The organism is Saccharopolyspora cebuensis, from assembly GCF_039542665.1.
Taxonomy (GTDB): Bacteria; Actinomycetota; Actinomycetes; order Mycobacteriales; family Pseudonocardiaceae; genus Saccharopolyspora; species Saccharopolyspora cebuensis.
In genome coordinates this window covers 344,311-364,465 of the sequence record NZ_BAABII010000012.1, presented here as the reverse complement: position 1 = coordinate 364,465, position 20,155 = coordinate 344,311, and the positions used below count along the sequence as shown (strand labels likewise).

Sequence of the window (20,155 nt, the reverse complement as noted above, 5' to 3'; positions counted from 1 at the left end):
CAATCTGGACTGCTCCGCCGGATGGGTGACCTACCTCCCCGCGGAGCAGCGGGCGCCGGGGGCGGGCAGCTCCAGGTCGACGAGGTAGTCGGTGCCCGCCTGGTCCACGCAGGCGTTGCCCTGCAGGAAGGCGGTGTGCTGGGTGCCCTCGAAGGTGAGCAGCCTGCCGCGCAGGGCTTCGGCCAGCGCCACCCCGGCCCGGTACGGCGTGGCCGGGTCGCCCGTGGTGGACACGACGAGCACCGGCGGCAGCTTGCCGACCTCCGGCGGGTCCTGCTCGCCGGTGACCGGGACCGGCCAGAAGGCGCAGGTGTCGCGGGCTCCGCTCGGCGGATTGCCGTCGTCGAGGAACGGCGCCGCCTCCCGGTAGCGGCGATCCGCCTCCCGGAGCACCGCGGGGTCCAGCACCCGGGCGTCGTCCACGCAGTGCACCGCGTCGAACGCGTCCATCGTGTTGGCGTAATTCCCGCCCGCGCCGCGCTGGTAGTACTGGTCGGCCAGCGCGAGCAGCATCTCGCCGTCGCCGTCGCGCAGGCCGCGCAGCCCGAGGTCGAGGTACTCCCACAGGCTCGGGGCGTACAGCGCCTGCACCGCGGCGGTGGTGGCGTCGCCGTAGGAGAGCTGGCGACCGCGACCCGCGGGCACCGGCTGGTCCACCAGCGGCCGGGTGAGCTGCTGGAAGCGGCGGACCGCGGCGCCGGGGTCGTCGCCGAGCGCGCAGTCCGGGCGGCGCGTGCACCACACCGCGAAGTCGTCGAAGGCCCGCTGGAAGCCGGCGCCCTGCGCGACGAGGCTGTCCACGGCGGACTGGGTCGGGTCGATCGCCCCGTCCAGCAGCAGGGCCCGCACGTTGCCGGGGAACTCCTCGGCGTACTCCGACCCGATCCGGGTGCCGTAGGAGAAGCCGAGGTAGGTCAGCTTCGGGTCGCCGAGCACCGAGCGCAGCACGTCGAGGTCGCGGGCCACGTCGCGGGTGCCGATGTTGGCCAGCAGCTCGGTGCCGGAGCGCTCGGCGCACTTGGCGGCGTAGGCGCGTGCCTCCTGCTCGGTCTCGGCCACGCCGCTCGGCGAGGTGTCGGCGTCGGAGTCCAGCCGTTCGGCGTCGCGCTCCGGTCCGGTCAGGCACTGCACGGCGGGTTCGCTGGCACCGACGCCGCGCGGGTCGAAGCCGACGAAGTCGAACCGCTCGCCCAGCTCGCCGCCGGCCACCGCGGCGGACATGGTCGCCGCGGAGCTCATCCCGGAGGCGCCGGGGCCGCCCGGGTTCACCACCAGCGAGCCGATCCGGTCCTGCTGGTCGGCGGCGGGGCGGCGCAGCACGCCGAGGCTCAGCGTCGGGCCGTCCGGGTCGGCGTAGTCCACCGGCGCTTCCATCCGCGCGCACTCCAGCCCGGGTTCCTGGAAGGCGATCCGGTCGCTCGCGGAGGACGCGTACGGCGCGCACGGTCCCCAGGACAGGCGCTGGCCGTAGAACCGCTCCAGGCCGGGCGGCACGGGACCGGCCGGGCCGCGCTGTTCGGTGTGCGGGCGCAGCGGCTCGTCGCCACCCCCGTCGGGCGGGGCGCACGCGGTGGTGGCCAGCAGCAGCAGCGTCCCGATCACGGTCAGTAGGCGTGGCACCCGGTGATCGTGACATGCCGTGCCGGTGGCGCCGCGCGCGAGGTGCCTCGCAGCGGGCGGACGAGGCGGTCGACGCCGGATGCGCGAAGATGGAGCCATGCCGCAGTTGCGCACCGCACTCGCACAGGTCAACGCGTCGGTCGGCGACGTCGCCGGCAACAGCGCCATGATCCTGGACTGGACCCGCAAGGCCGTCGCCGAAGGCGCTCACCTGGTCGTCTTCCCGGAGCTGGTGTTGTCCGGCTACCCGGTGGAGGACCTGGCGCTGCGCAAGTCGTTCGCCGCCGCCAACCGCGCCGAGCTGGAGGAGCTGGCCGGGAAGCTGCGCGCGGCGGGGTGCGGGGACGCCCTGGTGGTCGTGGGCCACCTGGAGCGCGACGACTCCGGGCCCCGCAACGCCGCGTCCTTCCTGCACGGCGGCGAGGTCGTCGCCACCTACCACAAGCACTACCTGCCGAACTACGGCGTGTTCGACGAGGCGCGCTACTTCGCGCCCGGCTCGCGGCTGCCGATCGTGCGCTGGCACGGACTGGACATCGGCGTGGTGATCTGCGAGGACATCTGGCAGAACGGCGGACCCGTCGCGGCGCTCGGCGAAGTCGGCGTGGACGTGCTGGTCTGCCCCAACGGCTCGCCCTACGAGCGGGCCAAGGACGACCAGCGCACGCCGCTGGTCACCGGGCGGGCGGTCGAGGCCGGGGCGCCGATGCTCTACGTCAACCTGGTCGGCGCGCAGGACGAACTGGTCTTCGACGGCGACTCGATGGTCTCCGACGCCGAGGGCCGGATCGTGGCGCGGGCGCCGCAGTTCGCCGAGCACCTGCTGTTCACCGACCTGGACGTGCCCGCGGGCGGCTACACCTCGACGACCGTGGAGGTCGACCCGGGGCGGCCCGCGTTCGAGGTGCAGCGGATCGTGCTGGCCCCCGACCCGCTGCCCGGCTACGAGCCGCTGCCCGAACCGCCGCTGCCCGAGCCGCTGTCCGAGCCGGCGGAGGTCTGGGGCGCGCTGGTCACCGGGCTGCGGGACTACGCGCACAAGAACGGGTTCCGGACCATCACGTTCGGCTTCTCCGGCGGCATCGACTCGGCGGTGTGCGCGGCGCTGGCCGCCGACGCCCTGGGCCCGGACGCGCTGCACGGCGTCTCGCTGCCCTCGACGCACTCCTCGGAGCACTCCCGGTCCGACGCCTCCGAGCTGGCCGAGCGGCTGGGCTGCCACTTCCAGGTGCAGCCGATCGCCGAGATGGTCGAGGTGTTCGACCGGCAGCTCGAGCTGACCGGGCTGGCCGCGGAGAACGTGCAGGCCCGGGCGCGGGGCGTGACCCTGATGGCGCTGTCCAACCTGCACGGCCACCTGGTGCTGGCCACCGGGAACAAGACCGAGCTGGCGGTGGGCTACTCGACGATCTACGGCGACGCGGTCGGCGGGTTCGCGCCGATCAAGGACGTGCCCAAGACGCTGGTGTGGGAGCTCGCGCGGTGGCGCAACGCCGAGGCGGAGAAGCGCGGCGAGGTGCCGCCGATCCCGGAGAACTCGATCAGCAAGGCACCGTCCGCGGAGCTGCGGCCGGACCAGGTGGACCAGGACACGCTGCCGCCGTACGAGATCCTCGACGTGGTGCTGGACGGCTACGTCGAGGGCGATCTGGGCTACGCGGACCTGCTCGCCCGGGGCTACGACGCCGAGCTGGTCGAGCGGGTGCTGCAACTGGTGGACCGGGCCGAGTACAAGCGCAGGCAGTACCCGCCGGGGACCAAGATCACCTTCAAGGCCTTCGGCCGGGACCGCAGGCTGCCGATCACCAACCGCTGGCGCGAAGTCAAGCCCTGATCCGGTGCGAGTGCTGCACGGAGCCGTCGCGTCCGGTCGGCTGCTGCTGTGGGCGGAGGACTCGGAGCTGCCCGCGCGGATCCCGGGGCGGGCCCCCAGGTCCGTGGTGGCGCACCCGTTCGCCGTGGCCGCCGATCGGTTGCTCGCGGCGTTGCCCGCCGGTGTCGAGGCCGAACCCGCGGAGCAGGTCCTGCGGTTGCCGTCGCACCCGTCGGCGCCGGTGCCCTCCCCCGAGCTGGTGCGCGACCCGCTGACCTCGGGAGCCGCGCCGCGGGGGGCGGTGCGGCTGCGCGAGTGGCGCGTCCCGGTGCTGCGCTGCGCACCGGCGGCGCTGCTCGACGCGCTGGCCGGCGGCGCACCGGACGTCCGGTTGGGCGCGTCGGGGCACTTCCTGCGCTCGGTCGCCGAGCTCGCCGAGCGGCTCGTCTCGCGCGGTGGCGTGGTCCCCGCGGTGGTGGTCGAAGGCCCGCGCCCGCAGGCCCGCTGGCGGCCCGCGCCGTCCGGGTCCGAGTCCGCCCGCGTCGCGGCGCTGCGCGAGGCGATGCCGCCGGTGCTGCGCAGCGCCGACGAACGCGCCCCGGCCGAGGTGCTGCGCGAGGCGCTGGAGGCGCTCGTGGACGACCTCGCCCGGCAGCGCGCGGCCGGGGTGGAGCTCGGCGGCTCCGGCGGCGTCGGGGCGTGGCTGCGGGCGCTGACCGGCGCACCGGAGTTCGACGCCGATCCCGCCGAGGTGGCCGGGCTGGCGGACTCGCTGGCCGCGTGGCAGGCCGAGGCGGTCCGGGACGGCCCGGTGCGGACCTGCTTCCGGCTGCACCCGCCCGACGACGGCGAGCAGGACTGGCGGGTCGAGTTCCTGCTCCAGGCGGTCGGCGATCCCAGCGTGCTGGTCCCGGCCGCGCAGCTCTGGCACGAGGGCCCCGGGGTGCTGCGGCACTGGACCGATTCCCCCGAGGAGGAGCTGCTGGCCGGGCTCGGCGCGGCCGGCGAGTGGTTCCCCGCCGTGGACGAGGCGCTGCGCGCGGCGCACCCGACCGGCGCGCTGCTCGACGTCGAAGGCGCCCACGAGTTCCTCACCCTGGCGCCCGAGCTGGACCGGGCCGGGTTCGGGGTGCTGCTGCCGTCGTGGTGGGGGCGCGGCCCGGAGCTGGGGTTGAAGCTCACCGCGACGAGCACCGGCACGGCCGGGACGGTGGCGAAGGAATCGGCGCTCGGACTGGGCGCGATCGTCGACTACCGCTGGGACCTGGCCCTCGGCGACGCCGAGCTGACCTCCGCCGAGCTCGCCGAACTCGCCGAGGCGAAGGTGCCGCTGGTGCGGTTGCGCGGCCGGTGGGTGCGGCTGGACCGGGACCGGCTCGCCGCCGGGCTGGCGTTCCTGGAGCGGTCCCGGACCGGCCGGATGAGCGCGGGCGAGGTGCTGGCGCACGCGCGGCTGCCGGAGGACGGGGCGCCGGTGCCGGTGTCCCGGGTGGACGCCCGCGGCTGGCTCGGCGACCTGCTGTCCGGGGAGGCCGAGCAGCGGCTGGAGCCGGTCGACCCGCCACCGGGGTTCACCGGCCGGCTCCGCCCCTACCAGCGCCGCGGTCTGGCCTGGCTGGCGTTCCTGGACCGCCTCGGGCTCGGCGCCTGCCTCGCCGACGACATGGGCCTGGGCAAGACGGTGCAGCTGCTGGCGCTGGCGGAGCTCACCGCGGGCCGCGGCCCCACGCTGCTGGTGTGCCCGATGTCGGTGCTCGGCACCTGGCAGCGGGAGGCCGAGCGCTTCACCCCGGGCCTGGCGGTGCACGTCCACCACGGCGCGGACCGGACCGGCGGCGAGGCGCTCGCGGACGTGGCGGCGCGGCACGACCTGGTGCTCACCACCTACCCGCTGGCCCTGCGGGACGCCGAGGTGCTGCGCGGGATCGACTGGGACCGGGTGGTGCTCGACGAGGCGCAGCACATCAAGAACAGCTCCTCCCGGCAGGCCCGCGCGGTGCGCGCCCTGCCCGCGCGGCACCGGATCGCGCTCACCGGCACCCCGGTGGAGAACCGGCTGGCCGAGCTGTGGTCCGTCGTGGACTTCACCAACCCCGGTCTGCTCGGGCCGCTGGCCACCTTCCGCGCGCGGTTCGCGGTGCCGATCGAACGCGACGGGGACACCGGCGCCGCCGAGCGGCTGCGCCGGACCACCCGGCCGTTCGTGCTGCGCCGCACCAAGACCGACCCGGTGATCGTCGACGACCTGCCGGACAAGGTGGAGCTCCAGCAGCTCTGCAACCTCACCGCCGAGCAGGCCTCGCTGTACCAGGCGGTGGTGGACGACATGCTCGCCCGCATCGACGACACCGAGGGCATGGCCCGGCGCGGCCTGGTGCTGGCCACGATGTCCAAGCTGAAGCAGGTCTGCAACCACCCGGCGCAGTTCCTCGGCGACGGCTCCCCGCTGCCCGGCCGGTCCGGGAAGCTGGCCCGGTTGGAGGAGATCCTCGAGGCGGTGCTGGCCGACGGCGACAAGGCGCTGTGCTTCACCCAGTTCGCCGGCTACGGCGGGATGCTCGTGCCGCACCTGTCCGCGCGGTTCGACACCGAGGTGCTGTTCCTGCACGGCGGCACGCCGCGGCGGCAGCGCGACGCGATGGTCGAGCGGTTCCAGTCCGCGGGCGGACCGGCCCTGTTCCTGCTGTCGCTGGGCGCGGGCGGCACGGGCGTGACGCTGACCGCCGCCAACCACGTCGTGCACCTGGACCGGTGGTGGAACCCCGCGGTGGAGGACCAGGCCACCGACCGGGCGTTCCGGATCGGCCAGCGGCGGGACGTGCAGGTCCGCAAGCTGACCTGCATCGGCACCCTGGAGGAGCGGATCGACCGGATGATCGAGGACAAGCGCGCGCTGGCCCGGCTGGTGGTCGGCGCCGGGGAGAACTGGCTGGCGGAGCTGTCCACCGAGCGGCTCCGGGAACTGGTGGCGTTGTCCGGCGAGGCGATCGGTGGCTGAGGGCTGGGGCCGGCCGATCCGGGTGCCCGGTGGGTTGCGGGCCCGCAGCAGGCGCGGCCGGATCGGGCGGACCTGGTGGTCGCAGCGGTTCATCGCGGCGCTGGAGGAACTCGGCATCGGCGGCAGGCTGCAACGCGGCCGGACCTACGCGCGCGGCGGCCAGGTGCTCAGCATGACCCTGACCCGGGGCGTGGTGATCGCGCTGGTGCAGGGCTCGGTCCCGGAGCCGTACCGGGTGCGGATCGGGATCAGGGCGTTCAGCGAGGCGGAGTGGCGGCGGGTCGAGCAGGTGCTGGCCGAGCAGGCGGGGTACGCGGCGAAGCTGCTCGCCGGGCGGATGCCGACCGACGTCGAGGACGTCTTCGCGGCGGAAGGACTGCGGCTGTTCCCCGCCGACCTGCACCAGCTCGGCATGGACTGCACCTGCCCGGACTGGGCGTTCCCGTGCAAGCACCTGGCCGCGACCTGCTACCTGCTGGCCGAATCCTTCGACGAGGACCCGTTCCGGATCTTCGCCTGGCGCGGCCGGGAGCGGGCGGAGCTGCTGGCCCGGTTGCGCGCGCTGCGCGGCGTCGCGGCGGAACCGGCGGCACCACCGGTCCCCGCGCTCGCGGACCGGCTCGACTCGTTCTGGACCGCGCCCGGCGCGCCCGCACCACCGCCCGCCGAGGACACCGGCGACTGGGCCCTCGACGAGCTTGGGCCGCTGCGCAGCGGTGCGCACGACCTCACCGAGCTGCTGCGCCCCGCCTACCGGGCGATGACCGGACGCTGACGCGGGCGCGCGGCGCGGTCGGCGGAGAGGGAGGCACCCCCAGACGCCTCCCTCCCGCTCCTACCTCGGTAGACGCCAGGGCGCCCGAAAGGTTGCCCGGCGCGGCCGAGATCACACCCTGGCTTTCCGCGCCCGGACCGGCTATGCACGGTGCGGCGACGACGCGGAAGGGCGGGACGGCATGGGACGGGCGAGCGGGTTCGGCCTCGGGCTGGTGCTGGTGCTGGCGTTGACCGGGTGCTCGGCGGCGGCGCCGGACCGGGCCGCGAGCCGGCTGGACGAGGTGGTCGAGCGCGGCGAGCTGCGGGTGTGCAGCACCGGCGACTACCGGCCGTTCACCCACCGCGACGAATCCGGGGCGTGGCGCGGGATCGACATCGACATGGCGCGCGACCTGGCGTCCCGGCTCGGCGTGCGCGCCGAGATCGTGCCGACCACCTGGGGCGACCTGCTCGACGACTTCCGGGCCCGCTGCGACATCGCGGTCGGCGGGGTGTCGGTCACCCTGGAACGCGCGCGGCACGCCGCGTTCAGCGAGCCCTACCTGGAAGGCGGCAAGGCGCCGATCACCCGCTGCGGCGAGGTCGAGCGGTTCGCGACCCTGGAGCGCATCGACCGGCCGGGCGTGCGGGTGGTGGTCAACCCGGGCGGCACCAACGAGGAATTCGCCCGGGGCGCGCTGGACCGCGCGACCGTGATCGGGCACCCGGACAACAACACGATCTTCCAGGAGATCGCCGAGGGCCGGGCGGACCTGATGATCACCGACGCCGCCGAGGCCCGCTGGCAGGCCACCCGCGACCCCCGGCTCTGCGCGGTGCACCCGGACCGGCCGTTCACCTTCTCCGAGAAGGCCTACCTGCTGCCGCGCGGTGACGTCGCGTTCCAGCACTACGTCGACCAGTGGCTGAACCTCGCGCTGCACGACGGCACCTACCAGCGGATCGCGCGCCCCTGGCTCGGCGCGGGATGATCGCGAACCGGCCCCCGGCCGCGCCGCACGGCCGATACCCTGCGGCCATGACCACCCCGGGGCCCCCGCAGCAGTACCCGCCCGTCGTGCTCGACCTCGGTGGCCGCGCCGCCGCGCAGATCCTGGTCGGCGGCGCGCTGGCCGGCGGCATCGGGCTGCTCACCCTGGGCAGCCTGATGTTCGGCGGGACCGGGGGCGACACCACCGGGCTCGTCATCGGCAGCACCATCGGCTTCGTCTTCCTCGGCATCGGGCTGCTCTGCCTGCTCGGCTGGCGCCGCGCCACCCGACCCCGGCACCTGCTGTTCGAACCCGAGGGCATCCGGTGCTCCGACCCGGGCGGCACCTCCTGGGCGGTGCACTGGGAGGAGCTCGCGGCGGTGACGATCTCGCGCACCCAGGAGCGGGCGGTCCAGCTCAGCGACCACCTCACCCGGCGCACCCTGGTGCGCCTCGACCTGCACCCGGCCGACCCGGCGTTCCGCCAGCGGCACCCGGAGATGGACGCGCTGCTGGCCGCGCACCCGCAGCGCCAGGTCTACCGCTACGGGCTCGGCCACGCCGCGGACTGGATCCCGCACATCGAGCGGGGCGTGCGGCAGTACCGGCCGCAGCTCTACCAGGGCGTGCGGGACGAGGGGTTCACCGTCGGCCTGTCCTGAGCCCGCCGCGCGGCCGGGTGGCGAACCTCATCGCGAACCCCGCCTCACCAGGACCACGGACCCTTCTTCCCGGCGGGGCCGCGTGGCAGGCTGAACGGGCAACTACCGGAACCGACCCGGGGACCTGCTCGCAGGCCACGAGGAATGAGGACGGTCGACGATGAGTGCTGCCCACGACGAGACGAACGCGCCCTACGGCTCGGCACCGCGGCGCAAGCGGGTGCGCATCCCCCACCTCCAGCAGCTCAAGGAGCGCGGCGAAGCCTGGCCGATGCTCACCTCCTACGACATGTACACCGCCCGGATCTTCGACGAGGCGGGCATCCCGGTGCTGCTGGTCGGCGATTCGGCGGCGAACAACGTGTACGGCTACGACACCTCGCTGCCGGTGACGGTGGACGAGCTGCTGCCGCTGGTGCGGGCGGTGACCGGCGCCGCCGAGCACGCGCTGGTGGTCGCCGACCTGCCGTTCGGCTCCTACCAGGCCTCGCCGGAGCAGGCGCTGGCCACCGCGACCCGGTTCATGAAGGAGGGCCGGGCGCACGCGGTCAAGCTCGAAGGCGGTCGCCGCTACGCCCCGCAGGTCGAGGCGCTGGTCGCGGCGGGCATCCCGGTGATGGGCCACATCGGCTTCACCCCGCAGAGCGAGCACGGTCTCGGCGGCTACCGGGTCCAGGGCCGCGGGGACGACGCCGCCGCCGAGCTGCTCGCCGACGCCCTGGCGGTGGAGGAGGCCGGAGCGTTCTCGGTGGTGCTGGAGATGGTCTCGGCCGACGCCGCCCGCGAGGTCACCAAGCGGCTGCGCATCCCCACCGTGGGCATCGGCGCCGGGCCCGAGACCGACGCGCAGGTCCTGGTGTGGACGGACATGTCCGGGATGAACACCGGGCGCACCGCGCGGTTCGTCAAGCGCTACGCCGACGTGGGCCGGGTTCTGGCCGACGCCGCGCAGCGCTTCGCCGCCGACGTCCGGGGCGGGGAGTTCCCCGCCGAGGAGCACTCCTTCCGCTGACCCGCCACACGGGTCGTCGTGGTCGGCGGGTCCGGGGAGTCCTCCCGGGCCCGCCGCTGCGGCGCCGTTCGTCGACCACGGCCTGCCGGACGTGGTCGGCGAGGCAGCGTCGCGCTCGGCATCCACCTGCCGTGGAACCGGGTGGGCACCACCCGCCGGCGCGGGCGAACGGCATGGCGACTGCCGTCGTGTTCCGCGCGGCGACGACCGGACGGTCGGGATCACCCGAACGCCCCTGCCGAGCTCCGGCGAGCTTCGGCAGGATGCGGCGGGTGATCGAAGGAGCGACATCTCCGGGCGAGGATCCGCACGCCAGGCTCGCCAGGATCTTCGAGCGGGCCGCCGAACCACCGGCCGTCCTCCTCGGAGCCGGCGCGTCGATGCCGCAGTTGCCGGTCGCCCGCGACCTCAAGCAGGAAATCCTGACCCGGACGGCCGACATGGCCCGGTCCCGCCCTGCCGATCTGGACCAGCTCCGGGAGCGGATCGATCAACCGCACTTCACGCTCGAATTGCTGTGCAGCATGCTGCGCTACCGCTGCGCCCCCGCCTACGACGCGGTCGCGATGTGGTCGGCGCTGTGCTCCGGTGTCCCGCCCAGCCGACTCACCTCCACGATCGCGTCGTTGCGGAGCGCGGGCATGATCGGGCCGATCGTCACGACCAACTTCGACGCGACGTGCATGAGCGCGTTGGAGCGGTCGGAGCAGCGGTTCCGGGTCATCACGGAATGGCAGGTGCGCGATGCCGACGAAATGCCGGAGCAATCCGACATCTGCGCCCTGCACGGCACGACGTACCGGGCGGCGGACGGCGAGTTCGCCCCACCGCTGTCGGCGACCGTCCGCGGCCTGGCACGTCCGTTCACCCCGGGAATGCGGCACTACCTGGCGGGACTCTTCCGGCCCGGTCGGCCAGTGGTCGTCGTGGGGTACTCGGGCCAGGACCACTACGACGTCAACCCGCTCCTGCGCGAGCTGCACCGCGAGGACGCGGACCGGCTGCGGGAGTGGATGTGGATCTGCCATCGCGAGCGGGACCGGGACGACGTCCCGGCCGTCGTGGCGGCTCGGCACGTGGTGGGCGATGCCACCGAACTCCTCGGGGCGCTGTGCGCGGAGCGCGGGCTCCCCGTGGCCGGGGGCGAGGACGTCGAAACCGTCGACTGGCGGGGAAACCTGCGTGCGGTGTTCCGCGGTTTCGACCTGCCGGCGGACGGGGTCGACGACTTCTTCCAAGATCTCCGATCGAACATCGCCGGAGCGTGGGCGGTTCTGGAGCATTACCGGTTGTTCAGCGGCGGCTACGACACCGCCGTCACCCTGACGTTCGGCGGTGTGAAGGACGAGAACGCGGATGCGGACCACCTGTCGTTCCGGTTCGGCGGCCGGAGATTGCCCTTCGGCAAGCTCCTGCACGCCAGTGCCGTCTACCGCACCGAGGACGCGAGCTCGGACGGGTATCCGCAGTCGCTCGGCCTGCTCAACGATGCGCTCACCGCGCTGGAAACGGCGTGCGAAGCGGAGGACGAGTCGGCGCGCGCGGAAGAGCGGGCGCTGGTGCGCGTGGGGATAGCGATCGCCGAGGACTACCTCGGCTTGATCGACCGCAAGCTGGCCATGCGCACCGGCGGTTCGGCGGCCGAACACCTGCGGGCCGAGGCGATCGCGCACTTCCAGAGGTGCCGGGAGCGCGCCGAGGATGCCGGACAGCTCCTCGCGGCGACGCGTCGCGGCTCGGAACCCGAGCTCATCGAGGACTTGGTCCAGCACCGGACGTGGGCGCTGATCGGCCAGGCCAACATGGCGCGCACGCTGGACCGCGCTGCCGCGGTCGAGGCCTATGACGCGGTCGTCGCGCTCCAGCTCGCCGTCATGGCCGAACAACGCGGGTCGGGCGAGGTGGCCGGCTACGACGAGGTCGTGGTGTTCGCCCCGCAGCTCTGGTTGCGCGCCTCGGAGTGGTTGAAGGCCATCCTGGATTGCAGCGGCGAGCGCGACGCACCCGTTTCCTGGGACCGGATCGACGATCGGTGGCGGGCGTTCGCCGACAAGTCGTACCGCACCTGCCTCAACGCCTACGCCGAGTACAACGCGCTCTCCTCGCAGCTCAACAGCCGGTACCCGGCGTACTTCGAGACGCGGATCCTCTACTTCGCCGCCCGGGCCCAGGCCCGGAACGCCTTCGCCGAGCCGGAACGACGTGCCGCGCGCTCCGCGGCGGAGCAGGCGTTCGCGGAGCTGCGCGCGCTCGCCGAGGCGAACCCGGACGTCTCGCCCACCTGGGTCGGCAACGCCGAGGAACGATTCGCGCGCATCGCGCTCAACTGGTGAACCTCGAGGAGTGGGACGAGAAGAGATGAGGAAATTCTTCCACCGATTCGCGACCGATGTCCGGCAGCGCCGCTACCTGGACGCCTACGCGGTCGGCTTCCTCGCCTTGGTCATGATGGCCCTGACCGTCTTCGGCGACAACCTGCCGGACGACTACCGGTGGGCAGTGGTGTTCGCCGGGATCGGAATCCTCGTGTTGCGGCTGACCGCTCCCGAGAACCGCGTTCCACCGGGCGGCGCCGTCGTGATCGGCGACCGCGCCAGGTTCGAGGACAACCCGCTGGCGGAACGCCTGAAGCGCGCCGAGGAGGTCTGCATCTTCGCGCCCTCGGCGGTGAACGTGCTCGACGAGCAGACCGGCGAGATCCTGCGCAAGCACGTGCTCGGCCGCCGGAGGGGAAAGGTGCGGATCGTGGTGCTGGACCCCCGGGAGGAGGCCGCGGTGGCACTCGCGGTCCGCCAACTGGACGAGTCGCTGGAGTACCGGCGGCGGGACTTCCCCACCGACCTCAACTCGGTCGTCGCCGAGCTGGAGCGCATGGCCCGGTGGGATGTCGAAGGCGAATTCGACCACCGGTTCCTGCCCTACAACCCGGGATTCAGCCTGGTCGTGCTGAACAGGCACCAGGCCGACGGCGCCGTGACCGTCGAGGTGCACGGCTTCCACAACGAGACGACGGCCGGGCGCATGCACTTCGAGCTCACCCGGGAGGAGAACCCGCGCTGGTTCGAGTACTGGGCGTCCCAGTTCGACCGGATCTGGGCCGAATCGCGGTCCCCCGAAGCCGACGACGTGGTGCCGACCACTCGGCCGTGAGCCCCCTGAGCCGGTTCGGGTGTGGTTTCCGGCCAGGCGGCGTCAGCCCGGCGGGGTGCCTTCGCCGAAGGGCCTGCCGCCGAGCTGGTCGCGGTGGTGCGGGAGCCGCCAGCCGGACAGGTCCGGGCCGGCGGGCACGATGCCCGTCGGGTTCAGCTCGGCGTGGGTGCCGTAGTAGTGCCGCTTGATGTGGTCGAAGTCCACCGTGTCGCCGAAACCCGGGGTCTGGAACAGGTCCCGGGCGTAGGCCCACAGCACCGGCAGCTCGGTGAGCTTGTTCCGGTTGCACTTGAAGTGCCCGTGGTACACCGCGTCGAACCGCACCAGGGTGGTGAACAGCCGCACGTCGGCCTCGGTGATGGTGTCGCCGACCAGGTAGCGGCGGTCGGCCAGCCGGAGCTCCAAGCGGTCCAGCGCGGTGAACAGCCGGTCGAACGCCTGCTCGTACGCGGCCTGGGTGGTGGCGAACCCGCAGCGGTAGACGCCGTTGTTGACGTCCCGGTAGACCTCGGCGTTGATCGCGTCGATCTCGTCGCGCAGGTGCTCCGGGTAGAGCTCGGGCGCCCCGGGCCGGTGGTGGCGGGTCCACTCGGTCGACAGGTCCAGGCTGAGCTGCGGGAAGTCGTTGGTGACCACCCGGCGCGACGGGATGTCGAGCACCGCCGGGACGGTGACGCGCCCGCTGAAGTCCGGGTCGGCCGCCCGGTACGCCTCGGCGAGGAACCCGAGGCCGGTCACCGGGTCCACCCCGCCGGGGTCGAGGGTGAACCGCCAGCCGCGCTCGTCCCGGATCGGGTCGACGACGCCGAGGGACAGCGCGGCGTCCAGGCCGAGCAGCCGGCGCACGATCAGCGAGCGGTGCGCCCACGGGCAGGCCAGGCTCACGACCAGGTGGTAGCGGCCGGGCTCGACCGGCCACGCGCCGTCATCGGCGATCCGCTCGGTGAACCGGTTGCCCTGGCGCACCCATTCACCCCGCCGCGAGGTCTCCGCGGCGAACTGCGCGTGCTGCTGCGCGTCCACACCTCCACCGTAGCCCCGCGACGGCCCGGCGCGCCCGACGCTGCGGATAGGGTCGCCCGCATGGATTTGGATCTTTCCGGACGCTGCTACATCGTCACCGGGGCGAGCAAGGGCCTCGGCTTCGCCACCGCGCGGGCCTTGGTGGACGAAGGCGCGAACGTGGTCGTCTCGTCGTCCTCGCCGGACAACACCGCCGCGGCCGCCGCCGAGCTCGGCGAACGCGCGCGGGGGCTGGCCGCGGACCTGACCGACCCCGGCACCCCGCAGCGGCTCATCGAGCACGCCCGGGAGCGGTTCGGCAGGCTCGACGGCCTGTTCGTCAGCCACGGCGGTCCGCCCGGCGGCCTGCCCGCCGCGATGGACGACGACGCGCTGCGGGCCGGACTGGAGATCGCCGCCATCGCGCCGATCCGGATGGCCCGCGAGGTCGCCGCCGCGCTCGGCGAGGGCGGTTCGGTCGTGGTGCTCACCTCGACCTCCGGGGCCGAGCCGCTGACCGGACTGGCCAGCTCCAACGTGGCCCGACCGGCGACCCAGGGCTTCGTCAAGGACCTGTCGAACGAGATCGGGCCACGCGGCGTGCGGATCAACGCCCTGCTGCCGGGCCGCTTCGACACCGAGCGGGCGCGTTCGCTGGCCGCGGGCAACCCGCGCGCCCAGGAGGAGGCCGAGCAGGCCGCCGCGCTGCGCCGCTCCGGCGACCCGGCCGAGCTGGCCGCCGTCGCCGCCTTCCTGCTCTCGCCGAAGGCCTCGTACGTCACCGGAGCCGCCTGGACCGTCGACGGCGGCCGCCGCGCCGAGATGTGAACCGGGTGCGGGACACCACCCGAACGTGACGTAGGTGAGGGGCACCCTTGTCCCAGATACTTGGGCAAGGGTGCCCCTCACTCAGTTCACGACCACCCGGGCGGGTGGTGCGCTCGGCGGGTCAGACGTCGGTGATGCGGAGTCCGGCGTGGGCCTTGTAGCGGCGGTTGATCGCGATGATGTTGGCGGTGAACGCCTCGACCTGGTGGGCGTTGCGCAGGCGCCCGCCGTAGATGCCCCGCACCCCGGGGATCACGTCGGCGAGCTCGCGGACCACGTCGGTGGCCTCGCGGTCGTCGCCGAGGACCAGGACGTCGAGGTCGACGTGCTGCACCGAGAGATCGGCGAGGACGACCGCCGAGACGTGGTGGAACGCCGCGGTGACCCGCGAGTCCGGCAGCAGCGACTCGGCCTGCTGCGCGGCGCTGCCCTCCTCGACCGCCAGCGGGTACGGCCCCTTCTTGTCGAAGCCGAGCGGGTTGACGCAGTCGATCACGATCTTGCCCGACAGCTCGGCGCGCAACGAGGTCAGCGTGTCCGCGTGGCCCTCCCACGGCAGCGCGGCGAGCACGATGTCGGCGGTCGCCGCACACCCGGCGTTGTCCTGCCCGGTCACGTCGCCGCCGGAGACCTGGGCGATCTCCTCGGCGGCGTCCTGCGCGCGCTCCGCCTTGCGGGAGCCGATGACGACGCGGAGCCCCGCCTTGGCCCACCGGATCGCCAGCCCCCGGCCCTGCGCGCCGGTCCCGCCCAGCACCCCGACGGTCATCTCCCGTACAGCCACCTTCGGCTCCCATCCTCGTAGCGGAAACGTGCTCCCCCACGATCGAGGGACCGCGGGCATCGCGCCACCGCCGGGCGCTGTGGTTCACGCCACGCCGGTTCAGTCCTCGTCCTCGTAGCGCCGTTCGGCCTCGTCGGCGGCCTCGGTGCGTTCCCGGGCGATCTCCAGCGCGCGCGACGCGGTCTCGGGGTCCGGGTAGGGCCCCAGGCGATCAGCGGCGCGGCACGCCTGCGAAGCGGGCTCGACCGCGTGGTGCTTCAGGCAGAAGAACCAACCTTTGCGTGCCATGCTCCGAGCCTCGCACGACGCCGACCGCGTGTCACGGCGGCGGGCGGGTCACCAGGGCGGAGGTGGTGCCGCGGGCATCGGCTGCGGACCGCCGGGCGACTGCCGCGGGATCGGGTCCAGGCAGGACACCAGCACGTGGTGGTCCTCCGGGTCGTCGATCCGGCGGCCGTCGCGCATCCGGTACTCCAGCTCGCCGTCGTCACCGACCTCGACGGTGCAGCCGACTTCCGCGAGCTGCTCGTCGTCGAGGTCGGCGAGCCGCTCGTAGCGGGAGGGCACCACCCGGTAGACCGGCCACTGGACGTGCCCGAACGCCTGGTGGAACTCGGCGAGCAGGTGGCTCATCTGGTGCTGCCACGGCAGCGGCATCGCCTCGGCCAGCGAACGCGGCAGCACCGCGTACCCGCCGTCCACGCCGTGCCGGGCGCGGGACAGGTAGTCCCCGAGCGGGGTGCTCGACGCGGGTGGTCCGGTGCGGCGCGGAATCGGGTCCGGCGTGAACATGATCAACCCTCCCAGTCAGCGGGTTCCCACTGCCGCCCGCCATTCTTACCGGGCGCCACCCTCGACCGGTAGCACGTCGGCATCGCTGTCGTCCGGTGTGTCGTCACCGGGCCCGGCAACGTTGCTCGGCGCGGTGGGGACGGTGGCCGTCGGCCTGCCGACCGGGACCTCGGGCGCGGTCGTCCCGGCGGGCTCGGTCGGCTCGGTCGGCTCGGCGGGTTCGGTCGATTCGGTCACCGGCGGGTCCTCCGGCACCGGGCGGACCACGTGCGGCAGCAGCTCACCGCTGTCCCACAGCTCGGTGATCTCCACCGACTCGCCCGGCTGCGGCGCGTGCAGCACCTTGTTGTCGCCCAGGTACAGCGCCACGTGGTGCACGCTGTCGGGGTCCCGGCCGTACCCCCAGAACACCAGGTCGCCGGTGCGCGCCTCGGCCAGCGGGACGTGCGCACCGCCCCGGTCGTACTGCTCCTGGGAGACCCGCGGGATCGTGACCCCGGCCGCCGACCACGCCTGCTGGGTGAGCCCGGAGCAGTCGAAGGTGTTCGGCCCGGTGGCGCCCCAGACGTAGGGCGAGCCCAGCTTGGTGTGCGCGTACTCCATCGCCTTGCCCGCCAGGACACCGCCCGCGGCCATGTTCTCGCAGCCGCTGAGCCCGGAGAGGTCGCCCTCGGTGCTGACCAGGTGCGCCGCCATCGCCTCCCAGCGGTGGTAGCGCAGCGGGTAGGCCGAGCGCTCGACCCGCTGGGCGGCGGTGCCGGGGCGCATCTCCTGCCAGCCCGGCACTTCCAGCAGCACGTCGTAGAACTTGTGGATCTGGTACTCGACGTCGGTGACCTGGGCGACGGTCCCCCAGCCCATCGACGGCCGCATCTGGAAGATGCCCAGGGAATCCCGGTCGCCGTGGTTGAGGTTGCGCAGGTTCGACTCCGTCTTGCCCGCCTGGATGGCGATCTGCGCGGCGCGGGGCGGCAGACCGCGTTCCTCGCCGATGGTGATGATCGCCGCCGCGATCCGCAGCGACTCCTCGCCGAGGGTGGCCGCGTCCTGCTGGCCGCCCGCCCGTTCGCCCCAGACGCCGAGGTTGGCGTTGCACGCCCCCCAGTCCTGCTGACCACCGCCGCTGCCCGCCAGCAGCGCGGTGAGCGCCCCGAGCCCGACCAGCCCGCCGAAACCAGCGAGCGCGATGACCGCCACGACGAGCTTGCGCATGTCAGCCTTCCTTGTCGTACTCGGTGACCCGCCAGCCGTCGGGCGTCCGGACCACCCGCACGGACAACTCGCCCACGTCGGTGGGCAGGTGCACGCGCATGGAGGTCGCGGTCGTGGCCCCGGCGGTGGCCGGACCGGTGACCGCGTTGCCCGCGTTGGCCGGATCGACCGACTCCATCACGGCGAGGAACTCCGGGGTGGTGAACGGGCGCAGCCCGTCCAGCCACTGCTGCTTGGTGCTGCCCGGCGGGTGGTTCACCCAGGCCGCGCCCCAGGACTCGACGAGCGCGACGGCCGCCGGGTCCGGCGCCGCGGGCGGTGGCGGCTCGGTCGGCACCGAGATGCTCGGCGGCGAGCCGGTGCGCTCCGCCGCCTCGGCCGCCGCCTGGTTGCGCTGCTGCGCCGCCTGCTGCGCCGCGGTGCGCTGCTCCGCGACGGGATCCGGGCCCGGCGGCGGATCGGGCAGCAGGAAGCCGATGGCGAGGACCAGCACGGCGAGCACCACGACCGCACCCGCGAGGTGCTTCGGGGAGCGCAGCGGCCAGCCCCACAGCCGCCGGTAGACCGCGGCGCGGCCGCGGTGCGTGCGGATCGGCATCCGCCTTACCCCCTTCCTGCCGTGGCATCAGCCATCGGACACCTCCAGCCCCCGCGAGGGCCGGTAGACCACGTGCACCGGACGTCCCGAGACGACCTCCATCTCGGCCCGGCGGGGACCGGCCGGTTCCGCCGGAGGCGCCTGCGGCGGGCCGGCCAGGCTCGCCCGGGACGGGACCAGAACGGGATCCTCGTCGACTCCGTCCCATTTGGCATCCGCCACCGGGGCGGTATCCACGACCCGGCTGCTGGTGCGCGCCTCCGGGAGCGCCCGCGCGCCCGGGCGGCGTTCGGCACCGCCGGGCGGCAGCGCCGGATCCGGTCCGCCGGGGCCGAGCGCGGGCGGCTGGTCGCGGTCGGTGCGCTGCGCGGTGGCGGCCACGGCGGGCAGCTGCGCCTCCGGGCGCCCGCGCCAGCGCTCCCGCGTCCGGCCCGCGTACTCCTCGTCCGGATCGGTGCCGCGCACCGAGTCCCAGAACCCGCCCTCCGGGTCGGGCTGGTCCGGCCGCCGTCCCCGGAACCGGGAGAACACGCTGGTCGGCGCCTTCGGCACCGCGCGGCTGACGCTGCCGACCGACAGCTCCACCATCTGCGCCATCCGGCGCACCGGCTTGCAGACCATGAGGAACACGATGGTCACCAGCGCGGCGAGCATGATCTGGGTCAGCGGGTTGAACCCGCGCGACAGGTCGAAGATCCAGGTCAGGATCAGGGTGTGCAGCCCGGCCATCGCCGAGATCATCACCACGTTGAGCAGCGCCGCCCCGGCGACCCGGCCGACCGCCCGCAGCACCTGGTGGTAGAGCAGCGCGACCAGGCCGATCAGCGGTCCGGCCAGGATCAGCACCCGCAGCAGGACCTGGGCGAGCAGGATCGCGGCCTTGGCCAGCAACTGGAACGAGGAGTAGGACAACGACTGGACCACGGCCAGGGTGCCCGCACCGACCCGGCTGCCGTCGACGCCCTGGAAGTTGCCGTAGGCGCTGGTGTTCTCCAGCTGCGCGGCGATGTCCTGGAACGCCTGCTCCTTGGGCTCCGTCGAGCCCTCGTGCCTGCCCTCCCGCACCTCCTGCTTCGTCCACGTCTGGGCGCGCAGCAGGTGCCGCCCGTGCTGCTCGGCCTGCGGTGAGTCCGGCTGCCCGAACTCACCGCGCAGCCAGTTGTTGTAGACGACCTGGTCGTGCAGCAGGGTGGGCAGTTCGTGGCGCTCGTCGACGCCCACCTCGCGCAGGAAACCGGCCTGCACCGCCGACGTCCCGGTGATGACCACGTCGTCGAGGGCGTGGGTGTAGACCAGCGGCGTCAGGTAGGTCGCCGAGGCCAGCCAGAGCCCGGCCAGCGCCCACATCCCGCGCTTGCCGATGGTGGCCAGGTCGCCCTGCCAGATGTAGCGGAACAGGATCACCGCCAGCAGCAGCGCGACCACGCCGAACCACGGGGTGAACACGCTGTCGTAGAGCGCGACCGTGCCGGTGGCGATCACGTCGTCCAGCGGGTCGAGCAGGGCGCCGTCGAGCAGCGCGTAGTGCAGCCCGTTGGTGGCGCCGACCAGGTTCTTGGCGATGTTGAACAGCTCGTTGCCGAGCCAGGTGTCGACCAGCGCGTCGGGGTTGGTGACGCCCTGCGGCCCGCAGCCGAGGTCGTAGGTGTGCCAGACCAGTCCGGAGTAGCCGACCTCGTCGTAGACGCTGCCGGGACGGCCTTGGCCGATCGGGGCCGGGTCGAGGGCCCCGACCATGCCCGCGCCCGGGGTCTCCGGGTTCGGCGGCTCCTTGCACTCCAGGCCCTGCGCGAAGGCGGTCGGGCCGATCACGAGCTGGGCGCCGATGATCCCGGCGGCCAGCAGCAGCGCACCGCGCTTCGGCGCCGTGCGGCGGTGGCGCACCGCGTGGACGCAGCCGAGGACCGCGAGCAGCACCACCACGATCGCCACGCCG

The 20,155-nt window shown here is 73.7% G+C and carries 17 protein-coding genes; 9 read left to right on the top strand and 8 right to left on the bottom strand.

Annotated features, from left to right (window positions below):
• Nucleotides 1-30: 30 nt before the first annotated feature.
• The gene (locus ABD976_RS19060) at nucleotides 31-1,620 is read right to left on the bottom strand and encodes an alpha/beta hydrolase (RefSeq protein ID WP_345365026.1); all 1,590 of its coding nucleotides are present in this window, start codon (nucleotides 1,618-1,620) and stop codon (nucleotides 31-33) included.
• Nucleotides 1,621-1,717: 97 nt separating this feature from the next.
• On the opposite strand from ABD976_RS19060, the gene ABD976_RS19055 reads away from it, so the two are divergent.
• From ABD976_RS19055 to ABD976_RS19020, 8 genes are all read left to right on the top strand, one after another.
• Nucleotides 1,718-3,454 carry an NAD+ synthase gene (locus ABD976_RS19055; RefSeq protein ID WP_345365024.1) on the top strand — a complete coding sequence of 579 codons (1,737 nt, stop codon included), beginning with the start codon at nucleotides 1,718-1,720 and terminating at the stop codon, nucleotides 3,452-3,454.
• Nucleotides 3,455-3,458: 4 nt separating this feature from the next.
• Nucleotides 3,459-6,431: a DEAD/DEAH box helicase gene (locus ABD976_RS19050; RefSeq protein ID WP_345365022.1), complete on the top strand. Its 2,973-nt coding sequence runs from the start codon at nucleotides 3,459-3,461 to the stop codon at nucleotides 6,429-6,431.
• Entirely contained in the window at nucleotides 6,424-7,206 is a 783-nt protein-coding gene (locus ABD976_RS19045; protein WP_345365020.1) for an SWIM zinc finger family protein, read from the top strand. Before ABD976_RS19050 ends, ABD976_RS19045 begins: the two co-directional genes overlap by 8 nt.
• A 181-nt stretch (nucleotides 7,207-7,387) precedes the next feature.
• Nucleotides 7,388-8,179 carry a transporter substrate-binding domain-containing protein gene (locus ABD976_RS19040; protein WP_345365018.1) on the top strand — a complete coding sequence of 264 codons (792 nt, stop codon included), beginning with the start codon at nucleotides 7,388-7,390 and terminating at the stop codon, nucleotides 8,177-8,179.
• A 47-nt stretch (nucleotides 8,180-8,226) separates the two neighbouring features.
• Nucleotides 8,227-8,841 carry a hypothetical protein gene (locus tag ABD976_RS19035; protein ID WP_345365016.1) on the top strand — a complete coding sequence of 205 codons (615 nt, stop codon included), beginning with the start codon at nucleotides 8,227-8,229 and terminating at the stop codon, nucleotides 8,839-8,841.
• A 160-nt stretch (nucleotides 8,842-9,001) separates the two neighbouring features.
• A complete protein-coding gene (gene panB / locus ABD976_RS19030) occupies nucleotides 9,002-9,853 on the top strand; it encodes a 3-methyl-2-oxobutanoate hydroxymethyltransferase (protein WP_345365014.1) in 852 nt (283 codons plus the stop codon).
• 272 nt (nucleotides 9,854-10,125) lie between these two features.
• Entirely contained in the window at nucleotides 10,126-12,186 is a 2,061-nt protein-coding gene (locus ABD976_RS19025) for an SIR2 family protein (protein ID WP_345365012.1), read from the top strand.
• Nucleotides 12,187-12,211: 25 nt separating this feature from the next.
• Complete coding sequence (locus tag ABD976_RS19020) at nucleotides 12,212-13,003, top strand: hypothetical protein (protein ID WP_345365010.1); 792 nt, start codon at nucleotides 12,212-12,214, stop codon at nucleotides 13,001-13,003.
• Nucleotides 13,004-13,045: 42 nt separating this feature from the next.
• Here the strand turns inward: ABD976_RS19020 and ABD976_RS19015 are convergent, their stop codons facing one another.
• Nucleotides 13,046-14,026 carry a glutathione S-transferase family protein gene (locus tag ABD976_RS19015; RefSeq protein WP_345365008.1) on the bottom strand — a complete coding sequence of 327 codons (981 nt, stop codon included), beginning with the start codon at nucleotides 14,024-14,026 and terminating at the stop codon, nucleotides 13,046-13,048.
• A 60-nt stretch (nucleotides 14,027-14,086) separates the two neighbouring features.
• Between ABD976_RS19015 and ABD976_RS19010 the strand changes: the two genes are divergently transcribed.
• Nucleotides 14,087-14,833 carry an SDR family NAD(P)-dependent oxidoreductase gene (locus tag ABD976_RS19010; RefSeq protein ID WP_345365006.1) on the top strand — a complete coding sequence of 249 codons (747 nt, stop codon included), beginning with the start codon at nucleotides 14,087-14,089 and terminating at the stop codon, nucleotides 14,831-14,833.
• Between the two features lie 121 nt (nucleotides 14,834-14,954).
• On the opposite strand, the gene npdG is transcribed toward ABD976_RS19010, so the two are convergent.
• From npdG to ABD976_RS18980, 6 genes are all read right to left on the bottom strand, one after another.
• Entirely contained in the window at nucleotides 14,955-15,602 is a 648-nt protein-coding gene (gene npdG, locus ABD976_RS19005; RefSeq protein WP_345365052.1) for an NADPH-dependent F420 reductase, read from the bottom strand.
• Between the two features lie 114 nt (nucleotides 15,603-15,716).
• Nucleotides 15,717-15,905 (bottom strand): hypothetical protein, encoded by a 189-nt coding sequence (locus ABD976_RS19000; RefSeq protein WP_345365004.1) that lies wholly within the window; start codon nucleotides 15,903-15,905, stop codon nucleotides 15,717-15,719.
• A gap of 48 nt (nucleotides 15,906-15,953) precedes the next feature.
• The gene (locus ABD976_RS18995; protein ID WP_345365002.1) at nucleotides 15,954-16,409 is read right to left on the bottom strand and encodes a hypothetical protein; all 456 of its coding nucleotides are present in this window, start codon (nucleotides 16,407-16,409) and stop codon (nucleotides 15,954-15,956) included.
• Nucleotides 16,410-16,454: 45 nt separating this feature from the next.
• On the bottom strand, nucleotides 16,455-17,621 hold the full coding sequence (locus tag ABD976_RS18990; RefSeq protein WP_345365000.1) for an NlpC/P60 family protein: 1,167 nt from the start codon (nucleotides 17,619-17,621) through the stop codon (nucleotides 16,455-16,457).
• A 1-nt stretch (nucleotide 17,622) separates the two neighbouring features.
• The gene (locus ABD976_RS18985; RefSeq protein WP_345364998.1) at nucleotides 17,623-18,219 is read right to left on the bottom strand and encodes a hypothetical protein; all 597 of its coding nucleotides are present in this window, start codon (nucleotides 18,217-18,219) and stop codon (nucleotides 17,623-17,625) included.
• A 27-nt stretch (nucleotides 18,220-18,246) separates the two neighbouring features.
• Nucleotides 18,247-20,151 (bottom strand): hypothetical protein, encoded by a 1,905-nt coding sequence (locus tag ABD976_RS18980; protein WP_345364996.1) that lies wholly within the window; start codon nucleotides 20,149-20,151, stop codon nucleotides 18,247-18,249.
• Between the last annotated feature and the right edge of the window lie 4 nt (nucleotides 20,152-20,155).